We start from the raw sequence: 17678 nt of genomic DNA on the forward strand, positions 1-17678 counted from the left end.
AACTATTAACTTTTAAAGAGGCATTGTGCTGTGAATCTTAACGCAACAATCCTCGGCCAGGCCATCGCGTTCGTTCTGTTTGTCTGGTTCTGCATGAAGTACGTATGGCCGCCGATCATGGCTGCCATCGAGAAGCGTCAGAAAGAAATCGCTGACGGCCTCGCTTCTGCAGAGCGTGCCAAAAAAGATCTGGACTTAGCGCAAGCCAATGCGACCGACCAGCTGAAAACTGCCAAAGCAGAAGCTCAGGTGATCATCGAGCAAGCGAACAAACGCAAAGCTCAGATCATGGATGAAGCGAAAGCCGAAGCCGAGCAGGAACGTAACAAAATCGTGGCGCAGGCTCAGGCTGAGATCGAAGCCGAACGTAAGCGCGCTCGTGAAGAGTTGCGTAAGCAAGTCGCGATGCTGGCAATTGCCGGCGCCGAGAAGATCATCGAACGTTCCGTGGATGAAGCTGCTAACAGCGACATCGTTGATAAACTGGTCGCTGAACTGTAAGGAGGGAGGGGCTGATGTCTGAATTTGTAACTGTAGCTCGCCCCTACGCCAAAGCAGCTTTTGACTTTGCCGTTGAGCACCAAAGCGTAGAGCGCTGGCAGGACATGCTGGCGTTTGCGGCTGAAGTCACTCGCAATGAACAGATTTCTGAACTGCTGTCTGGCGCGGTTGCGCCAGAAACGCTGTCCAAGACGTTCATCGCGGTTTGTGGCGATCGGCTCGACGAACATGGCCAGAACTTTATCCGTGTAATGGCCGAAAATGGACGTTTACTGGTTCTTCCTGCCGTGCTGCAGCAGTTCATCGAACTGCGCGCCTCGCTGGAATCCACCGTCGAAGTCGAAGTGCTCTCTGCGAGCGCGCTGAACGACGAACAGCAGGCGAAAATCGCCGCTGCGATGGAAAAACGTCTGTCACGCAAAGTTAAGCTGAATTGCAAAATTGACAAGTCTGTACTGGCCGGCATCGTTGTTCGCGCCGGCGATATGGTGATTGATGGCAGCGTTCGCGGTCGTCTTGAACGCCTGACAGACGTCTTGCAGTCTTAAGGGGACTGGAGCATGCAACTGAATTCCACCGAAATCAGCGAACTGATCAAGCAGCGCATTGCTCAGTTCAATGTAGTGAGCGAAGCTCACAATGAAGGTACTATCGTTTCCGTCAGTGACGGGATCATCCGCGTACACGGCCTGGCCGAAGTTATGCAGGGCGAAATGATCGCGCTGCCTGGCAACCGTTACGCAATCGCATTGAACCTGGAGCGCGACTCCGTCGGTGCCGTGGTCATGGGTCCGTACGCGGATCTGGCCGAAGGCATGAAGGTTAAATGCACCGGCCGTATCCTGGAAGTTCCAGTCGGTCGTGGTCTGCTGGGCCGCGTAGTTAACACCCTGGGCGCGCCAATCGACGGCAAAGGCCCGATTGAGAACGACGGTTTCTCTCCGGTAGAAGCTATCGCGCCAGGCGTTATCGAGCGTCAGTCCGTTGATCAGCCGGTTCAGACTGGCTACAAATCCGTTGACGCCATGATTCCAATCGGCCGTGGCCAGCGTGAGCTGGTGATCGGTGACCGTCAGACCGGTAAAACCGCGCTGGCGATCGATGCGATCATCAACCAACGCGACTCCGGCATCAAATGCGTTTACGTGGCTATCGGCCAGAAAGCGTCCACCATCGCTAACGTGGTGCGCAAACTGGAAGAGCACGGCGCACTGGCCAACACCATCGTGGTGGTGGCGACCGCTTCCGAATCCGCTGCACTGCAATACCTGGCGCCATACGCCGGTTGCGCAATGGGCGAATACTTCCGTGACCGCGGTGAAGATGCGCTGATCGTGTACGATGACCTGTCCAAACAGGCCGTTGCTTACCGCCAGATTTCCCTGCTGCTTCGTCGTCCGCCAGGTCGTGAAGCTTACCCAGGCGACGTATTCTACCTGCACTCCCGCTTGCTGGAGCGCGCAGCGCGCGTCAACGCCGAATACGTTGAAGCCTTCACCAAAGGTGAAGTTAAAGGCCAAACCGGTTCACTGACCGCTCTGCCGATCATTGAAACCCAGGCGGGTGACGTTTCCGCGTTCGTTCCGACCAACGTAATCTCGATTACCGATGGTCAGATCTTCCTGGAATCCAACCTGTTCAACTCCGGTATTCGTCCGGCAGTTAACCCGGGTATCTCCGTATCCCGTGTTGGTGGCGCCGCGCAGACCAAGATCATGAAGAAACTGTCCGGTGGTATCCGTACCGCGCTGGCGCAGTATCGTGAACTGGCTGCGTTCTCCCAGTTCGCATCCGATCTGGACGACGCGACCCGCAAACAGCTGAGCCACGGTCAGAAAGTGACCGAGCTGCTGAAACAGAAACAGTATGCGCCGATGTCGGTTGCACAACAGTCTCTGGTGCTGTTTGCCGCAGAACGCGGTTACCTGAACGACGTCGAAGTCGCCAAAGTGGTGAGCTTCGAAGCCGCGCTGGTAGCCTATGCGGACCGCGAGCACGCCGAACTGCTGAACCACATCAACCAAACTGGCAACTTCAATGATGAGATCGAGGGCAAGTTGAAAGACATCCTCGAGACCTTCAAGAAAACCCAGTCCTGGTAACGCCGAACGGTCCTGCTGTTGAAAGACAGCAGGCCGTCTGGCACTGAGGAGAAGCAGAGATGGCCGGCGCAAAAGAGATACGTAGTAAGATCGCTAGCGTGCAAAACACGCAAAAGATCACTAAAGCGATGGAAATGGTCGCCGCCTCCAAAATGCGTAAATCGCAGGATCGCATGGCGGCCAGCCGTCCTTATGCAGAGACCATGCGCAAAGTGATTGGTCACCTTGCGTTAGGGAATCTGGAGTACAAGCACCCGTACCTGGATGAGCGTGACGTTAAGCGCGTCGGGTATCTGGTGGTGTCTACTGACCGTGGTCTCTGCGGCGGCTTGAACATCAACCTGTTCAAAAAGCTGCTGGCGGAGATGAAAGCCTGGTCCGAAAAAGGCGTCGAAACCGATTTGGCGCTGATTGGCTCTAAAGCGGCCTCTTTCTTTGGTTCCGTGGGCGGCAACGTGGTTGCCCAGGTGACCGGCATGGGGGACAAACCTTCCCTGTCGGATCTGATCGGGCCGGTGAAAGTGATGCTGCAGGCTTACGACGAAGGTCGTTTGGACAAGCTGTACATTGTCAGCAACAAATTTGTTAATACGATGTCCCAAGAGCCGCAGGTGCTTCAGCTGCTGCCGTTACCGCCAGCCGATGACGAAGAGCTGAAGAAAACGCCTTGGGATTACCTGTATGAACCCGATCCAAAAGTGCTGCTTGATACCTTGCTGCGCCGCTATGTGGAGTCGCAGGTTTATCAGGGCGTCGTGGAAAACCTGGCCAGCGAGCAGGCCGCACGAATGGTCGCGATGAAAGCCGCAACCGATAACGGCGGTAGCCTGATCAAAGAGCTGCAGTTGGTATACAACAAGGCGCGTCAGGCCAGCATCACTCAGGAACTCACCGAGATCGTTTCGGGAGCCTCCGCGGTTTAAGCTAGGTTTACGAATTACGTAGAGGATTCAAGATGGCTACTGGAAAGATTATCCAGGTAATCGGCGCCGTGGTGGACGTCGAGTTCCCTCAGGATGCCGTACCGAAAGTGTACGACGCCCTTGAGGTAGAAAACGGCACCGAAAAACTGGTGTTGGAAGTTCAGCAACAGCTGGGCGGTGGCGTGGTTCGCTGTATCGCAATGGGGACCTCCGACGGTCTGCGTCGCGGTCTGAAAGTGAACAACCTGGACCACCCGATTGAAGTGCCGGTGGGTAAAGCTACCCTGGGCCGTATCATGAACGTATTGGGTCAACCGATCGACATGAAAGGCGACATCGGCGAAGAAGAGCGTTGGGCGATTCACCGCGCGGCGCCAAGCTACGAAGAGCTGTCCAACTCCCAGGAACTGCTGGAAACCGGTATCAAGGTAATGGACCTGATTTGTCCATTCGCCAAGGGCGGTAAAGTCGGTCTGTTCGGCGGTGCGGGCGTAGGTAAAACCGTAAACATGATGGAGCTGATCCGTAACATCGCGATCGAGCACTCCGGTTATTCCGTGTTTGCGGGCGTGGGCGAGCGTACTCGTGAGGGTAACGACTTCTACCACGAAATGACCGACTCCAACGTTCTGGACAAAGTATCCCTGGTTTATGGCCAGATGAACGAGCCACCAGGTAACCGTCTGCGCGTTGCGCTGACCGGTCTGACCATGGCGGAGAAATTCCGTGACGAAGGCCGTGACGTTCTGCTGTTCGTTGACAACATCTACCGTTACACCCTGGCCGGTACCGAAGTGTCCGCACTTCTGGGCCGTATGCCATCCGCGGTAGGTTATCAGCCAACGCTGGCGGAAGAGATGGGCGTTCTGCAAGAACGTATCACCTCGACCAAGACCGGTTCCATCACTTCCGTACAGGCCGTTTACGTTCCTGCGGATGACTTGACTGACCCGTCTCCAGCCACCACCTTTGCGCACTTGGACGCAACCGTGGTACTGAGCCGTAACATCGCTTCTCTGGGTATCTACCCGGCCGTTGACCCGCTGGATTCCACCAGCCGTCAGCTGGATCCGCTGGTTGTTGGCCAGGAGCACTACGACGTAGCGCGTGGCGTGCAGTCCATTCTGCAACGCTACCAGGAACTGAAAGATATCATCGCGATCCTGGGTATGGACGAGCTGTCTGAAGAAGACAAACTGGTCGTATCCCGTGCGCGTAAGATCCAACGCTTCCTGTCTCAGCCGTTCTTCGTGGCAGAAGTCTTCACCGGTTCTCCGGGCAAGTTCGTATCGCTGAAAGACACCATCCGTGGTTTCAAAGGCATTATGGACGGCGACTATGACCACCTGCCGGAGCAGGCGTTCTACATGGTTGGCACCATTGAAGAAGCAGTGGAAAAAGCCAAGAAACTGTAACGCCTTGAGAGGAGGGTGATATGGCTATGACTTACCATCTGGATGTAGTCAGCGCGGAAAAACAGATGTTTTCCGGCCTGGTGCAGAAGATCCAGGTGACAGGCAGCGAAGGTGAACTGGGGATCTTCCCTGGCCATGCGCCGCTGCTGACTGCCATCAAGCCTGGCATGGTGCGTATTGTTAAGCAGCACGGTGAAGAAGAGTTCATCTACCTGTCCGGCGGCATCCTCGAGGTGCAGCCGAGCGTGGTTACCGTGCTGGCGGACACTGCTATCCGTGGTACTGACCTCGACGAAGCGAGAGCGTTGGAAGCTAAGCGTAAAGCTGAAGAACACATTCGCAGCTCTCATGGCGATGTCGACTATGCTCAGGCATCCGCTGAACTGGCGAAAGCGATCGCAAAACTGCGCGTTATCGAGCTCACCAGAAAAGCGATGTAATGTTTGGGTGCCCGGCACCCAACTTTAAGAAAGCGGCCTATAGGGTCGCTTTTTTTTTACTTTAAAATAAGTATTTCAGCCCGGCGGGCGGTGTGGTGTATAACCGCTGATATCGGGAAATAAACGTCGCCGATCGCCGACAGTTTTTTTGTCCCGACGCCGAATTGGCCGTGATAGCGGCAGACCAAGGCCCACGCGGCCTGCGCCGGGTTCGTGCAGAGAAATATGTAGTAATATCGTCGCTAAACGGTTTTACTTTCGTCTATCAAAATGGAGTTATCAGGTTGCTTATGTCGAACAGCGCAATGAGCGTGGTCATCCTCGCCGCGGGCAAGGGAACACGCATGTATTCCGATCTTCCCAAGGTCTTACATCCGTTGGCCGGCAAGCCGATGGTGCAACACGTCATTGATGCCGCGATGAAACTGGGCGCGCAACAGGTTCATCTGGTATACGGCCACGGCGGCGATCTGTTGAAAAGCACGTTGACCGAAGGCGCGCTGAACTGGGTGCTGCAGGCCGAGCAACTGGGTACCGGCCATGCGATGCAGCAGGCCGCGCCGCACTTTGCCGACGATGAAGACGTGCTGATGCTGTACGGCGATGTGCCGTTAATCTCCGTGGATACGCTGCAACGCCTGCTGGCGGCCAAGCCGCAGGGCGGCATCGGCCTGCTGACGGTCAAGCTGGACGATCCGAGCGGTTACGGCCGCATCGTGCGTGAGCAGGGCAACGTGGTGGGCATCGTCGAACACAAGGACGCCAGCGAGGCACAGCGCCAGATCAACGAGATCAATACCGGCATCCTGGTGGCGAACGGGCGCGATCTGAAGCGCTGGCTGGGAATGTTGAATAACGACAACGCACAGGGCGAGTTTTACATCACCGATATCATTGCGTTGGCCCATGCCGACGGCAAGAAAATCGAAGCCGTGCACCCGTCGCGTTTAAGTGAAGTGGAAGGCGTGAACAACCGTCTGCAGCTGGCGACTCTGGAGCGCGTATTCCAGTCGGAACAGTCTGAAAAGCTGCTGTTGGCCGGCGTGATGTTGTTGGATCCGGCGCGTTTCGATCTGCGCGGGGAGCTTGTTCACGGCCGTGACATCACTATTGATGCGAATGTGATTATCGAAGGTCACGTCAAGCTGGGCGACCGGGTGAAAATCGGCGCCGGCTGCGTGCTGAAAAACTGCGTGATTGGCGATAACTGCGAGATCAGCCCTTACAGCGTGCTGGAAGACAGCGTGCTGGAAGCAGACTGCACGGTGGGGCCGTTCGCCCGCCTGCGCCCAGGCGCGGAGCTGGCGGCAGGGGCCCACGTCGGCAACTTCGTGGAAATGAAAAAGGCGCGTCTGGGCAAAGGCTCCAAGGCCGGCCACCTCAGCTACCTGGGCGATGCCGAAATCGGTGATGACGTGAATATCGGCGCTGGCACCATCACCTGTAACTACGATGGCGCCAACAAGCACAAAACGCTGATCGGCGACGGCGTATTCGTCGGTTCCGATACTCAGCTGGTGGCGCCGGTGTCGGTCGGCAAAGGATCCACCATCGCTGCCGGCACCACGGTGACGCGCGATATCGCCGAGAACGAACTGGTGCTGAGCCGCGTCAAGCAGGTGCACATTCAGGGTTGGCAACGTCCGGTGAAGAAGAAGTCATAGTGTGTTTTGCGTTGGGCTCCGTTCAGAGCCCAATACAAAACATAATAACCCCCACCATCTACAGGCTCGGGGGCGCACGGTAAAAACCGGCAAAAATCAGGTCAAGGCATCGAAAGCGCCCATGAAGGGCGTTCATTAGGAATATAACTGATGTGTGGAATTGTAGGCGCAGTAGCGCAACGTGATATTGCAGAAATCCTGTTGGAAGGTTTACGTCGTCTCGAGTACCGCGGTTATGACTCCGCCGGTCTGGCGGTGGTCGATGAAAAAGGCAACGTTAGTCGCCTGCGTCGCGTTGGCAAGGTACAAAAGCTGGCCGAAGCGGCGGAACAAACCGATCTGCACGGCGGTACCGGCATCGCTCACACCCGTTGGGCTACGCACGGTGAACCGACCGAAGCGAACGCGCACCCGCATGTTTCCGACTACATTACCGTGGTGCATAACGGCATCATCGAAAACCACGAGCCGCTGCGCGAACTGCTGATTGAACGCGGTTACCGTTTCAGCTCTGAAACCGACACCGAAGTGATTGCGCACCTGGTGCACTGGGAACAACTGCAAGGCGGTACGCTGCTGGAAGTGGTTCAGCGCGTGATCCCGCAGCTGCGCGGCGCTTATGGCACCGTGGTGATGGACAGCCGCGATCCGAGCGTGCTGGTCGCGGCGCGTTCCGGCAGCCCGCTGGTTATCGGCCGCGGCGTCGGGGAAAACTTCATCGCTTCCGATCAGCTGGCGCTGCTGCCGGTCACTCGTCGCTTCATCTTCCTGGAAGAGGGCGACGTGGTGGAAGTGACTCGCCGCACCGTCAACATCTTCGACAAACAGGGCAACGCCATCGAGCGTCCTGAGATCGAATCCCAGGTGCAGTATGACGCCGGCGACAAGGGCGCTTATCGCCACTACATGCAAAAAGAGATTTACGAACAGCCGCTGGCGCTGAAAAACACCCTGGAAGGGCGTTTCAGTCATGGCCAAATCAACCTGAGTGAGCTGGGGCCGCACGCCGACGAGTTGCTCGCCAAGGTGCAGCACGTGCAGATCATCGCCTGTGGGACTTCTTACCACTCCGGTATGGTGGCGCGTTACTGGTTCGAAGCGCTGGCCGGCGTGCCGTGCGATGTAGAGATCGCGTCCGAATTCCGTTACCGCAAATCGGCGGTGCGTCCGGGCAGCCTGATCATCACTCTGTCGCAGTCCGGCGAAACCGCCGACACCCTGGCGGCGCTGCGTCTGTCCAAAGAGCTGGGTTATCTCGGTTCGCTGGCCGTTTGTAACGTTGCGGGTTCGTCGCTGGTGCGCGAATCCGATTTGGCGTTGATGACCAAAGCGGGCACGGAAATCGGTGTTGCTTCGACCAAAGCCTTTACCACGCAGCTCACCGTGCTGCTGATGCTGGTGGCGCGCCTGGGCCGCCTGAAAGGCATGGCGGAAAGCGTGGAGCAGGAGATTGTGCACGGCCTGCAGGCGCTGCCGGCGCGTATTGAGCAGATGCTGTCGATGGATAAAGAGATCGAAGCGCTGGCGGAAGGCTTCTCCGACAAGCACCATGCGCTGTTCCTCGGCCGCGGCGATCAGTATCCGATCGCCATGGAAGGGGCGCTGAAGCTGAAAGAGATCTCCTATATTCACGCTGAAGCTTATGCGGCGGGCGAGTTGAAACACGGCCCGCTGGCGCTGATCGACGCCGACATGCCGGTGATCGTGGTGGCGCCAAACAACGAATTGCTGGAAAAGCTGAAGTCTAACATTGAAGAAGTGCGCGCGCGCGGCGGCCAGCTGTACGTGTTCGCCGATCAGGACGCCGGCTTCGTCAGCAGCGAAGGCATGACCCTCATTCCTCTGCCGCACGTCGAGGAAATCGTCGCGCCGATCTTCTACACCGTGCCGTTGCAGCTGCTGTCTTACCACGTGGCGCTGATCAAGGGCACCGACGTTGACCAGCCGCGCAACCTGGCGAAGTCTGTCACCGTAGAGTAATCTGTCGCAGGTAAACTGCAAAAGCCGGCCTTAGCGCCGGCTTTTTTCATGAGTGACCTTAAAGATGACAGCGCTGCCGTTTCGGTGATAAACGTTGTCATATTCAAGCGGATAGGCCGCGCCAAGCCGGTTTTTTATTGCTTGGGAAATGTGCTGTTTCACGGCTAACCTTCTGATTTACATAAAAACAAACACCTATCAAATACGCTGTAATATAACTGTCATATTGCGTACATTTTTCTGTCACCAAACTGTCCTATTTTCCCTCCTGCAGCAATACTTACTCTGATTAAAACGACTCGAAGTCGATTTTAAGTATCCCATTAGGAGGGATTATGAAACTGATGCGTACCACCGTCGCCAGTATTGTGGCAGCGACCTTCTCCCTGACCGCCGTGTCCGCGTTCGCTGCTGCCAGCCTGACCGGTGCAGGTGCGACATTCCCCGCTCCGGTTTACGCCAAGTGGGCAGATTCTTATCAGAAAGAAACCGGCAATAAAGTTAACTATCAGGGCATCGGCTCCTCTGGCGGCGTAAAGCAAATCGTGGCCAACACCGTTGACTTTGGCGCCTCCGACGCCCCGCTGTCTGACGATAAGCTGGCGGCCGATGGCCTGTTCCAGTTCCCGACCGTGATTGGCGGCGTGGTGCTGGCGGTGAATATCCCGGGCATCAAATCCGGCGAACTGACGCTGGACGGCAAAACCCTGGGCGATATCTACCTGGGCAACGTCAAAAAGTGGAACGATCCGGCTATCACCAAGCTGAACCCAGGCGTGAAACTGCCTGACCAGAACATCGCCGTAGTGCGCCGCGCCGACGGTTCCGGCACCTCGTTCGTGTTCACCAGCTACCTGTCCAAGGCCAATGCGCAGTGGAAAGAAAAGATTGGCGCCGGTTCTACCGTTAACTGGCCGACCGGTCTGGGCGGCAAAGGCAACGACGGCATCGCCGCCTTCGTTCAGCGCCTGCCAGGCTCTATCGGCTACGTAGAATACGCTTACGCCAAGCAGAACAACCTGGCTTACACCAAGCTGGTGTCCGCCGACGGCAAACCGGTCAGCCCGACCGAAGAGAGCTTCAGCAACGCCGCCAAGGGCGCGGATTGGAGCAAAACCTTCGCTCAGGATCTGACTGACCAGAAAGGCGACAACGTGTGGCCAATCACCTCCACCACCTTCATCCTGGTGCACAAAGAGCAGAAAAACCCTGCTCAGGGTGCCGAAGTGCTGAAGTTCTTCGACTGGGCCTACAAAACCGGTGCAAAACAAGCTAACGAGCTGGATTACGCCACCCTGCCGGCAGAAGTGGTTGAGCAGGTGCGTGCGGCCTGGAAAACCAACGTAAAAGACAGTTCAGGTAAAGCGCTGTACTAACAACGCAGGGGCGCGGGTTCGCCGCGCCCCACACAGTTCTTCAGGCTCCGATCCCGGTTGGGGCTGCCAGGGTTCAAACAGAGAGTAATCTATGGCTGAGTACAAGCCGACCATCAAAGCACCGGGCAAAAACGGTGACATCATTTTCAGCGCGCTGGTGAGACTGGCTGCGCTGATTACCCTATTGTTGCTGGGTGGCATCATCGTTTCGCTGATCTTCGCCTCCTGGCCAAGCATGCAGAAATTCGGCTTTGCGTTCCTGTGGACCAAAGAGTGGGACGCGCCGGCGGAGCAGTTCGGCGCGCTGGTGCCGATCTACGGCACCGTGGTCACCTCGCTTATCGCGTTGATCATCGCCGTGCCGGTGAGCTTCGGCATCGCGCTGTTCCTGACCGAACTGGCGCCGAACTGGCTGAAGCGGCCGCTGGGCATCGCCATTGAGCTGCTGGCGGCCATTCCGAGCATCGTCTACGGCATGTGGGGCCTGTTCGTGTTCGCCCCGCTGTTCGCCGAATACTTCCAGACGCCGGTGGGCGAAGTACTGTCGGGCATTCCAATCGTCGGCGAGCTGTTCTCCGGCCCGGCCTTCGGCATCGGCATCCTGGCCGCCGGGGTGATCCTGGCTATCATGATCATTCCTTACATCGCTGCGGTGATGCGCGACGTGTTCGAACAGACCCCGGTAATGATGAAAGAGTCGGCCTACGGTATCGGCTGCACCACCTGGGAAGTCATCTGGCGCATCGTGCTGCCGTTCACCAAAAACGGCGTCATCGGCGGCGTGATGCTGGGCCTGGGCCGCGCGCTGGGGGAAACCATGGCGGTGACCTTTATCATCGGCAACACCTACCAGCTCGACAGCGCTTCGCTGTACATGCCGGGCAACAGCATCACCTCGGCGCTGGCCAACGAATTCGCCGAAGCCGAGTCCGGCGTGCACACCGCCGCGTTGATGGAGCTGGGCCTGATTCTGTTTGTTATCACCTTTATCGTGCTGGCGCTGTCGAAACTGATGATCATGCGTCTGGCCAAGAATGAGGGGCGTTAACATGGCGACGATGGATATGCAAAACGCAGTCGTTCTGGCGGAAAGCCGCCGCAAAATGCAGGCCTGGCGTCGGCAGAAAAACCGCCTCGCGCTGTTCCTGTCGATGGCGACCATGGCGTTCGGGCTGTTCTGGCTGATCTGGATCCTGATCGCCACCGTCACCAAAGGCTTCGACGGCATGTCGCTGGCGCTGTTCACCGAAATGACACCGCCGCCGAACACCGCGGGCGGCGGCCTGGCCAACGCCATCGCCGGCAGCGGCCTGCTGATCCTGTGGGCGACCCTCTTCGGTACGCCGCTGGGCATCATGGCCGGCATCTATCTGGCGGAATACGGCCGTAAATCCTGGCTGGCGGAAGTGATCCGCTTTATCAACGACATCCTGCTGTCCGCACCGTCGATCGTGGTGGGCCTGTTCGTTTACACCATCGTGGTGGCGAAGATGGAACACTTCTCCGGTTGGGCCGGCATCGTGGCGCTGGCGCTGCTGCAGGTGCCGATCGTCATTCGCACCACCGAGAACATGCTGAAGCTGGTGCCGGATACGCTGCGCGAGGCCGCCTATGCCCTGGGTACGCCGAAATGGCGCATGATTTCCGCTATCACGCTGAAGGCGTCGGTGTCCGGCATCATCACCGGCGTGCTGCTGGCGATTGCGCGTATCGCGGGGGAAACGGCGCCGCTGCTGTTCACCTCGCTGTCGAACCAGTTCTGGAGCACCGACCTGATGCAGCCGATCGCCAACCTGCCGGTGACCATCTTCAAATTCGCCATGAGCCCGTTCGCCGAATGGCAGCAGCTGGCCTGGGCCGGGGTGCTGTTGATCACCCTGTGCGTACTGTTACTGAATATCCTGGCGCGCGTGATTTTCGCCAAGAAAAAGCATTCATAAAATTTTGAGCGCCGCTTTGGCGGCGCTGATGAAAAGAGAGAAGTCTTGATGAGTATGGTTACTGACGCTTCCAGCAGCAAAATTCAGGTACGCGATCTGAACTTCTACTACGGCAAATTCCATGCGCTGAAGAACATCACGCTGGATATCGCCAAGAACAAGGTCACCGCGTTTATCGGCCCCTCCGGCTGCGGCAAATCCACCCTGCTGCGCACCTTCAACAAGATGTACCAGCTGTACCCGGAACAGCGTGCGGAAGGCGGCATCCTGCTGGACGGCCAGAACATCCTGACCGACAACTCGGATATCGCGCTGCTGCGCGCCAAGGTCGGCATGGTGTTCCAAAAGCCGACGCCGTTCCCGATGTCGATTTACGACAATATCGCCTTCGGCGTTCGCCTGTTTGAAAAGCTGTCGCGCGCCGATATGGACGAGCGCGTGCAGTGGGCGCTGACCAAGGCGGCGCTGTGGAACGAAACCAAGGACAAGCTGCACCAGAGCGGCTACAGCCTCTCCGGCGGCCAGCAGCAGCGTCTGTGCATTGCCCGCGGCATCGCCATTCGTCCGGAAGTGCTGTTGCTGGATGAGCCTTGCTCGGCGCTGGATCCGATTTCCACCGGCAAGATTGAAGAGCTGATCAGCGAACTGAAGGCCGATTACACCGTGGTGATTGTGACGCACAACATGCAGCAGGCGGCGCGCTGCTCCGACTCTACCGCATTTATGTATCTGGGCGAGCTGATCGAGTTCAGTGATACTGATAACCTGTTCACTGCGCCGCAGAAAAAGCAGACTGAAGACTACATCACTGGCCGTTATGGTTGATAGGAAGCATCATGGATAACCTGAATTTAAACAAACACATTTCCGGCCAGTTCAACGCAGAGCTCGAGCATATCCGCACCCAGGTGCTGACCATGGGCGGGCTGGTGGAGCAGCAGCTGACCGACGCCATCACCGCGATGCACAATCAGGATGGCGAGCTGGCCAAGCGCGTGATCGAAGGCGACGCCAAGGTCAACATGATGGAAGTGGCGATCGACGAAGCCTGCGTGCGCATTATCGCCAAGCGCCAGCCGACCGCCAGCGATCTGCGTCTGGTGATGGCGATCATCAAAACCATTTCCGAACTGGAACGCATCGGCGACGTGGCGGACAAGATCTGCCGCACCGCGCTGGAGAAGTTCTCGCACCAGCACCAGCCGCTGCTGGTCAGCCTGGAGTCGCTGGGGCGCCACACCGTGCAGATGCTGCACGACGTGCTGGACGCGTTCGCGCGCATGGATCTGGACGAAGCGATCCGTATTTACCGGGAAGATAAAAAGGTCGACCAGGAATACGAAGGCATCGTGCGTCAGCTGATGACCTACATGATGGAAGATTCGCGCACCATTCCGAGCGTGCTGACCGCGCTGTTCTGCGCCCGTTCTATCGAGCGTATCGGCGATCGCTGCCAGAACATCTGCGAATTTATCTTCTATTTCGTCAAAGGACAGGATTTCCGTCATTTGGGCGGCGACGCCCTGGAAAAGCTGCTGTCTCCGGGCGGTAAAGACGAAAAAGACGACTAACCCTTTCCGGGTAATATCCTTCCAAGGCGCGGTTTCTCGCGCCTTTATTCCATCTTAAGCGCGTAAAGATAAAAAGATTATAAATATAGCTTTTTATATTATTTCCTGACCTATGTGGCGCTTGCTAGCTTATCCGCCAGCAGGACATCAACCACTTAGGAGCTCTCTATGAAACATCGCGCTTTGGCCTTAACGTTATTAGCCAGTCTGACCGGCCTCGCCGCCGGCGCCGCGCACGCGGACAAACTTGACGATATCAAGCAAGCCGGCGTGGTGCGCATCGCGGTGTTCGACAGCAATCCGCCGTTCGGTTACATCGATCCGCAGAGCAAGAAGCTGGTGGGCTACGATGTGGATGTCGCCGACGCGATCGGCAAAGCGCTGGGGGTGAAAGTGGAGCTGCGCGCCACCAACCCGGCCAACCGCATTCCGCTGCTGGTGTCGAAGAAGGTTGACCTGATTGCCGCCAACTTCACCATTACCGACGAGCGCGCCAAGGAAGTGAACTTCAGCGTGCCGTATTTCGCCACCGGCCAGAAATTCATCGCCCGCAAAGGCGTATTGAAAACCCCGGAAGACATCAAGAAGCTGCGCATCGGCGCGGACAAGGGCACGGTGCAGGAAATCACCCTGCGCGAGCGTTTCCCGACGGCGAAAGTGATCTCCTACGATGATACCCCGCTGGCGTTCGTGGCGCTGCGTAACGGCAACGTGCAGGCGATCACTCAGGACGACGCCAAGCTGGTCGGCCTGCTCGGCAACCTGCCGGCGGCGCAAAAGGCGGAGTTTGAAATTTCGCCGTTCAGCCTGACCAAAGAGTATCAGGGCGTCGGCATTCCCAAGGGTGAAGATCGCCTGACCGCCGCGGTGAACGAGACGCTGATCAAGCTGGAAAAAGACGGTGAAGCGGTTAAGATTTACGATCGCTGGTTCGGGCCGGAAACCCAATCCGCCCAGCCGCGCGGCGATTTCAAAATCGCGCCTTTGGATCAGCAACCAAAAGCCTGACTTAACCGCTTGCGGTGAGATAGGCACGGAGGGGCGCAGCTTGCTGCGCCCCTGATGCATTCTGCAAGACAAGGATTGAACATGAATCTGGACTGGCTGCTGGCGCCGCAATACCTGAGCTGGCTGTGGCACGGCTTTCTGCTGACGCTGTGGCTTTCCGCCTGCGCGGGCCTGGCGGCCACGCTGCTGGGCTTCGTGCTGGCGGCGATGCGCGACAGCAGCCTGCGGCCATTGCGCTGGCTGGCGATGGGCTACAGCTCGCTGTTTCGCAATACGCCGCTGCTGGTGCAGCTGTTCTTCTGGTACTTCGCCGCCGGGCAGATCTTGCCGTCCGCCGCCATGCAGTGGCTGAACAGCGCCCATCAGATCGGCCCGCTTGAGTGGCCGTCGTTCGAGTTTCTCGCCGGTTTCTTCGGCCTGACGCTGTACTCCACCGCCTTTATCGCCGAAGAGATCCGCTCCGGCATTCGCGGCATCGCCGGCGGACAGAAATATGCCGCTCAGGCGCTGGGGCTGACCGGCTGGCAGGCGATGCGCTATGTGGTGCTGCCGCAGGCGCTGAAAATCGCGCTGCCGCCGCTGTTGGGGCAATACATGAACGTGATCAAGAACTCGTCGCTGACCATGGCGATCGGCGTGGCTGAACTCTCTTACGCCTCGCGTCAGGTCGAAACCGAAACCCTGCGCACCTTCCAGGCGTTCGGCGTGGCGACGGTACTGTACATCGCCATGATCGCGCTGCTGGAAGGCTGGGGCATGTGGCGACAACAGCGTAAACCGCTGGGAGGGCATTGAGATGGATTTCAGCGTGATTCACGACAACCTGGGCTACCTGCTGTGGGGCACCTGGCCGGATGGGCCGCTGGGCGGCGCGGCGCTGACGTTGGCGATCAGTCTGATGGCCGGCGTGGCCTCGGCGGTGCTCGGCACCCTGCTCGGCGTGGCGCTGGCGATGTCGCGCGGCATCGCCGCCGGGCTGCTGGCGGCGGTGTTGGGCTTTTTCCGCGCCATTCCGGTCATCATGCTGATCTTCTGGACCTATTTCCTGCTGCCGATGGTGTTTGGCGTAGAGATCCCGGAAATCACCACCGTCGTGTGCGCGCTGGCGCTGATCGCCTCGGCCTATCTGGCCCATGCGGTGAAAGCCGGCATCGCCGCGATCGGCCCCGGCCAATGGCAGGCCGGGCTTTCTCTGGGGCTGACCCGCTGGCAGACGCTGCGCATGATCGTGCTGCCGCAGGCGCTGCGCATGATGGTGCCGTCGTTCATCAACCAGTGGATCTCTCTGATCAAAGACACCTCGTTGGCTTATATCGTCGGCGTTGGCGAACTGACCTTCCTGGCGACCCAGGTCAACAACCGCAGCATGGTCTACCCGATGGAAGTGTTCCTGTTCGTGGCGCTGGTCTATTTCGTGTTCTGCCTGGCGCTCGATCTGCTGGCCAACGCGGTCAACCGCCGCTTCGGCGCGCAAACCCGCGCGCTGAAGCGCTCCTGGCGCTGGTGGCGCAACAAGCCGCCGTTGCCGGCCAGTTAATCGGCCGTCAGCCGCCAGCCGCGTTCGCGCCACAGCGCGGGCAATTGAGCCAGGTCGTCAAACGTTGTCACCAGCGGGTGGTCGATCGGCGGGTTATGCGGATCGGCGCAGAAATAAAAGACCGGGATGCCGGCATTGATGCCGGCCTGCGCGCCGGCGGGTGAATCGTCCACCAGGATGCAGCGCGTCACCGGCACCTGCATCTGTTCGGCGGCGTGAAACACGATCGCCGGATCCGGCTTCCAGCGCTGAATGTCATAGCCGCTGAACAACCGGTCATCAAAATAAGGCAGCATGCCGGTCAGGCCGAGCGAGTGCTGCATCTTGCTGACCGGCCCGTTGGAGACGGTGCAGACTGGCACCGTCACCTGCGCCAGCAGCTCGCGGGCGCCGGCAATCTGCTGCAGCTCGCTGTCGAACAGCCGCGCCACTTCCTGCCGATACAGCGGCTCCAGCGTCTCTTTTGCCAGGTCAGTGCCCTGCTCGGCGTTGACCCGATCGATGATCTCGTACAGCTTCACCCCTTTGTATTTCTTGAACACCTCTTCCAGCGACAGATGAATGCCGTAGCGGGCGAACATGTGCACATAGGCTTTGCTGCACAGCACTTCGCTGTCCACCAGCGTGCCGTCGCAGTCGAACAAAATGCAGTCAATCTGATTCATGCGGGACAGGTTCCTTGGGTTAACGCCGCTGAGGCGACTCAGCGATCACTTGATCAGGTTACGCGCCTTGAGATCGTGCAAAATCAGCGCGGCGACGTGTGAGCACTGCGGCAGATCGCGGCTGTCGCACCATTTCAGCTCGGCGATTTCGGCGGCCGGCTGCAACTGCCCGGTAAAGTCGGCCTGGTAGCAGCGAATGCGCACCAGGGTGCCGTCCTGCTTGCCGTCTGCCGGGCCGGAGAACTCGCCGTAAAATGCGATGGAGTTCGGCTGCAGCGCGACGGTCAGCTCTTCGTCGATTTCGCGGCACAGCGCCTGTTCGTCGGTTTCACCCGCTTCGCGCTTTCCGCCCGGCATATAAAACAGCGTCTTGTTGTGCGAGCGCACCAGCGCCACTTTGTCATCTTTCAGCGCGATCAACGCCAGCTTATCGATAAAGGTCGAAGACATGCGGATTCCTGTTTGTTAACGGATAGGGAAAGAGGGGGCGATAGGCCATTTTATCGGCCGTGCCGGCAAACGGCAACGCAATGGGCGGTCGGGGGATGAATGTCTG

General features: G+C 58.2%; 18 protein-coding genes. 16 read left to right on the forward strand and 2 right to left on the reverse strand.

What is annotated here, in order from left to right; translation table 11 throughout:
* Positions 1-30: 30 nt before the first annotated feature.
* From atpF to ACOWVD_RS19270, 16 genes are all read left to right on the forward strand, one after another.
* The gene (gene atpF / locus ACOWVD_RS19195) at positions 31-501 is read left to right on the forward strand and encodes a F0F1 ATP synthase subunit B (RefSeq protein WP_004933804.1); all 471 of its coding nucleotides are present in this window, start codon (positions 31-33) and stop codon (positions 499-501) included.
* 14 nt (positions 502-515) lie between these two features.
* A complete protein-coding gene (atpH, locus tag ACOWVD_RS19200) occupies positions 516-1049 on the forward strand; it encodes a F0F1 ATP synthase subunit delta (protein WP_015376133.1) in 534 nt (177 codons plus the stop codon).
* Positions 1050-1061: 12 nt separating this feature from the next.
* The gene (gene atpA, locus ACOWVD_RS19205) at positions 1062-2603 is read left to right on the forward strand and encodes a F0F1 ATP synthase subunit alpha (RefSeq protein WP_004933808.1); all 1542 of its coding nucleotides are present in this window, start codon (positions 1062-1064) and stop codon (positions 2601-2603) included.
* Positions 2604-2662: 59 nt separating this feature from the next.
* Complete coding sequence (gene atpG / locus ACOWVD_RS19210; protein ID WP_004933811.1) at positions 2663-3526, forward strand: F0F1 ATP synthase subunit gamma; 864 nt, start codon at positions 2663-2665, stop codon at positions 3524-3526.
* Between the two features lie 32 nt (positions 3527-3558).
* The gene (gene atpD / locus ACOWVD_RS19215; RefSeq protein WP_033631385.1) at positions 3559-4941 is read left to right on the forward strand and encodes a F0F1 ATP synthase subunit beta; all 1383 of its coding nucleotides are present in this window, start codon (positions 3559-3561) and stop codon (positions 4939-4941) included.
* A 20-nt stretch (positions 4942-4961) separates the two neighbouring features.
* Complete coding sequence (locus ACOWVD_RS19220; RefSeq protein WP_004933814.1) at positions 4962-5381, forward strand: F0F1 ATP synthase subunit epsilon; 420 nt, start codon at positions 4962-4964, stop codon at positions 5379-5381.
* Positions 5382-5671: 290 nt separating this feature from the next.
* Positions 5672-7045: a bifunctional UDP-N-acetylglucosamine diphosphorylase/glucosamine-1-phosphate N-acetyltransferase GlmU gene (glmU, locus tag ACOWVD_RS19225; protein WP_033631386.1), complete on the forward strand. Its 1374-nt coding sequence runs from the start codon at positions 5672-5674 to the stop codon at positions 7043-7045.
* A 150-nt stretch (positions 7046-7195) separates the two neighbouring features.
* Positions 7196-9025 (forward strand): glutamine--fructose-6-phosphate transaminase (isomerizing), encoded by a 1830-nt coding sequence (glmS, locus tag ACOWVD_RS19230; protein WP_049240395.1) that lies wholly within the window; start codon positions 7196-7198, stop codon positions 9023-9025.
* A gap of 335 nt (positions 9026-9360) precedes the next feature.
* Entirely contained in the window at positions 9361-10401 is a 1041-nt protein-coding gene (gene pstS, locus ACOWVD_RS19235) for a phosphate ABC transporter substrate-binding protein PstS (RefSeq protein ID WP_004933819.1), read from the forward strand.
* A gap of 91 nt (positions 10402-10492) precedes the next feature.
* Positions 10493-11449, forward strand: a complete 957-nt coding sequence (gene pstC / locus ACOWVD_RS19240; RefSeq protein ID WP_004933822.1) for a phosphate ABC transporter permease PstC — start codon at positions 10493-10495, stop codon at positions 11447-11449.
* Position 11450: 1 nt separating this feature from the next.
* Positions 11451-12341 carry a phosphate ABC transporter permease PstA gene (pstA, locus tag ACOWVD_RS19245; RefSeq protein WP_004933824.1) on the forward strand — a complete coding sequence of 297 codons (891 nt, stop codon included), beginning with the start codon at positions 11451-11453 and terminating at the stop codon, positions 12339-12341.
* A 54-nt stretch (positions 12342-12395) separates the two neighbouring features.
* Positions 12396-13166, forward strand: a complete 771-nt coding sequence (gene pstB / locus ACOWVD_RS19250) for a phosphate ABC transporter ATP-binding protein PstB (protein WP_016929614.1) — start codon at positions 12396-12398, stop codon at positions 13164-13166.
* Between the two features lie 11 nt (positions 13167-13177).
* Positions 13178-13912, forward strand: coding sequence for a phosphate signaling complex protein PhoU (gene phoU / locus ACOWVD_RS19255; RefSeq protein WP_004933833.1), 735 nt, complete (start codon positions 13178-13180; stop codon positions 13910-13912).
* Positions 13913-14080: 168 nt separating this feature from the next.
* Entirely contained in the window at positions 14081-14920 is an 840-nt protein-coding gene (locus ACOWVD_RS19260; protein WP_019455482.1) for an ABC transporter substrate-binding protein, read from the forward strand.
* An 81-nt stretch (positions 14921-15001) separates the two neighbouring features.
* Positions 15002-15715, forward strand: a complete 714-nt coding sequence (locus ACOWVD_RS19265) for an amino acid ABC transporter permease (RefSeq protein WP_421105743.1) — start codon at positions 15002-15004, stop codon at positions 15713-15715.
* 1 nt (position 15716) lies between these two features.
* Positions 15717-16457, forward strand: a complete 741-nt coding sequence (locus ACOWVD_RS19270) for an amino acid ABC transporter permease (RefSeq protein ID WP_015376138.1) — start codon at positions 15717-15719, stop codon at positions 16455-16457.
* Here ACOWVD_RS19270 and yieH read toward each other — a convergent pair.
* Together yieH and ACOWVD_RS19280 are read right to left on the reverse strand one after the other, a co-directional pair.
* Positions 16454-17122 (reverse strand): 6-phosphogluconate phosphatase, encoded by a 669-nt coding sequence (gene yieH, locus ACOWVD_RS19275; protein WP_004933845.1) that lies wholly within the window; start codon positions 17120-17122, stop codon positions 16454-16456. The genes ACOWVD_RS19270 and yieH overlap by 4 nt on opposite strands.
* A 45-nt stretch (positions 17123-17167) precedes the next feature.
* Positions 17168-17572 carry an NUDIX hydrolase gene (locus ACOWVD_RS19280; RefSeq protein ID WP_049240393.1) on the reverse strand — a complete coding sequence of 135 codons (405 nt, stop codon included), beginning with the start codon at positions 17570-17572 and terminating at the stop codon, positions 17168-17170.
* Between the last annotated feature and the right edge of the window lie 106 nt (positions 17573-17678).

This window comes from Serratia sp. SA088 (assembly GCF_049065515.1).
In the GTDB taxonomy this organism is placed as follows: Bacteria; Pseudomonadota; Gammaproteobacteria; order Enterobacterales; family Enterobacteriaceae; genus Serratia; species Serratia nematodiphila.

Coding starts and splice junctions, on each gene's coding strand:
- ACOWVD_RS19280 (WP_049240393.1), bottom strand. CDS start 17,572: ATGTCTTCGACCTTTATCGATAAGCTGGCGTTGATCGCGCTGAAAGAT.
- yieH (WP_004933845.1), bottom strand. CDS start 17,122: ATGAATCAGATTGACTGCATTTTGTTCGACTGCGACGGCACGCTGGTG.
- pstA (WP_004933824.1), top strand. CDS start 11,451: ATGGCGACGATGGATATGCAAAACGCAGTCGTTCTGGCGGAAAGCCGC.
- glmS (WP_049240395.1), top strand. CDS start 7,196: ATGTGTGGAATTGTAGGCGCAGTAGCGCAACGTGATATTGCAGAAATC.
- pstC (WP_004933822.1), top strand. CDS start 10,493: ATGGCTGAGTACAAGCCGACCATCAAAGCACCGGGCAAAAACGGTGAC.
- phoU (WP_004933833.1), top strand. CDS start 13,178: ATGGATAACCTGAATTTAAACAAACACATTTCCGGCCAGTTCAACGCA.
- atpA (WP_004933808.1), top strand. CDS start 1,062: ATGCAACTGAATTCCACCGAAATCAGCGAACTGATCAAGCAGCGCATT.
- glmU (WP_033631386.1), top strand. CDS start 5,672: ATGTCGAACAGCGCAATGAGCGTGGTCATCCTCGCCGCGGGCAAGGGA.
- atpH (WP_015376133.1), top strand. CDS start 516: ATGTCTGAATTTGTAACTGTAGCTCGCCCCTACGCCAAAGCAGCTTTT.
- pstS (WP_004933819.1), top strand. CDS start 9,361: ATGAAACTGATGCGTACCACCGTCGCCAGTATTGTGGCAGCGACCTTC.
- ACOWVD_RS19260 (WP_019455482.1), top strand. CDS start 14,081: ATGAAACATCGCGCTTTGGCCTTAACGTTATTAGCCAGTCTGACCGGC.
- pstB (WP_016929614.1), top strand. CDS start 12,396: ATGGTTACTGACGCTTCCAGCAGCAAAATTCAGGTACGCGATCTGAAC.
- atpD (WP_033631385.1), top strand. CDS start 3,559: ATGGCTACTGGAAAGATTATCCAGGTAATCGGCGCCGTGGTGGACGTC.
- atpG (WP_004933811.1), top strand. CDS start 2,663: ATGGCCGGCGCAAAAGAGATACGTAGTAAGATCGCTAGCGTGCAAAAC.
- ACOWVD_RS19265 (WP_421105743.1), top strand. CDS start 15,002: ATGAATCTGGACTGGCTGCTGGCGCCGCAATACCTGAGCTGGCTGTGG.
- ACOWVD_RS19270 (WP_015376138.1), top strand. CDS start 15,717: ATGGATTTCAGCGTGATTCACGACAACCTGGGCTACCTGCTGTGGGGC.
- ACOWVD_RS19220 (WP_004933814.1), top strand. CDS start 4,962: ATGGCTATGACTTACCATCTGGATGTAGTCAGCGCGGAAAAACAGATG.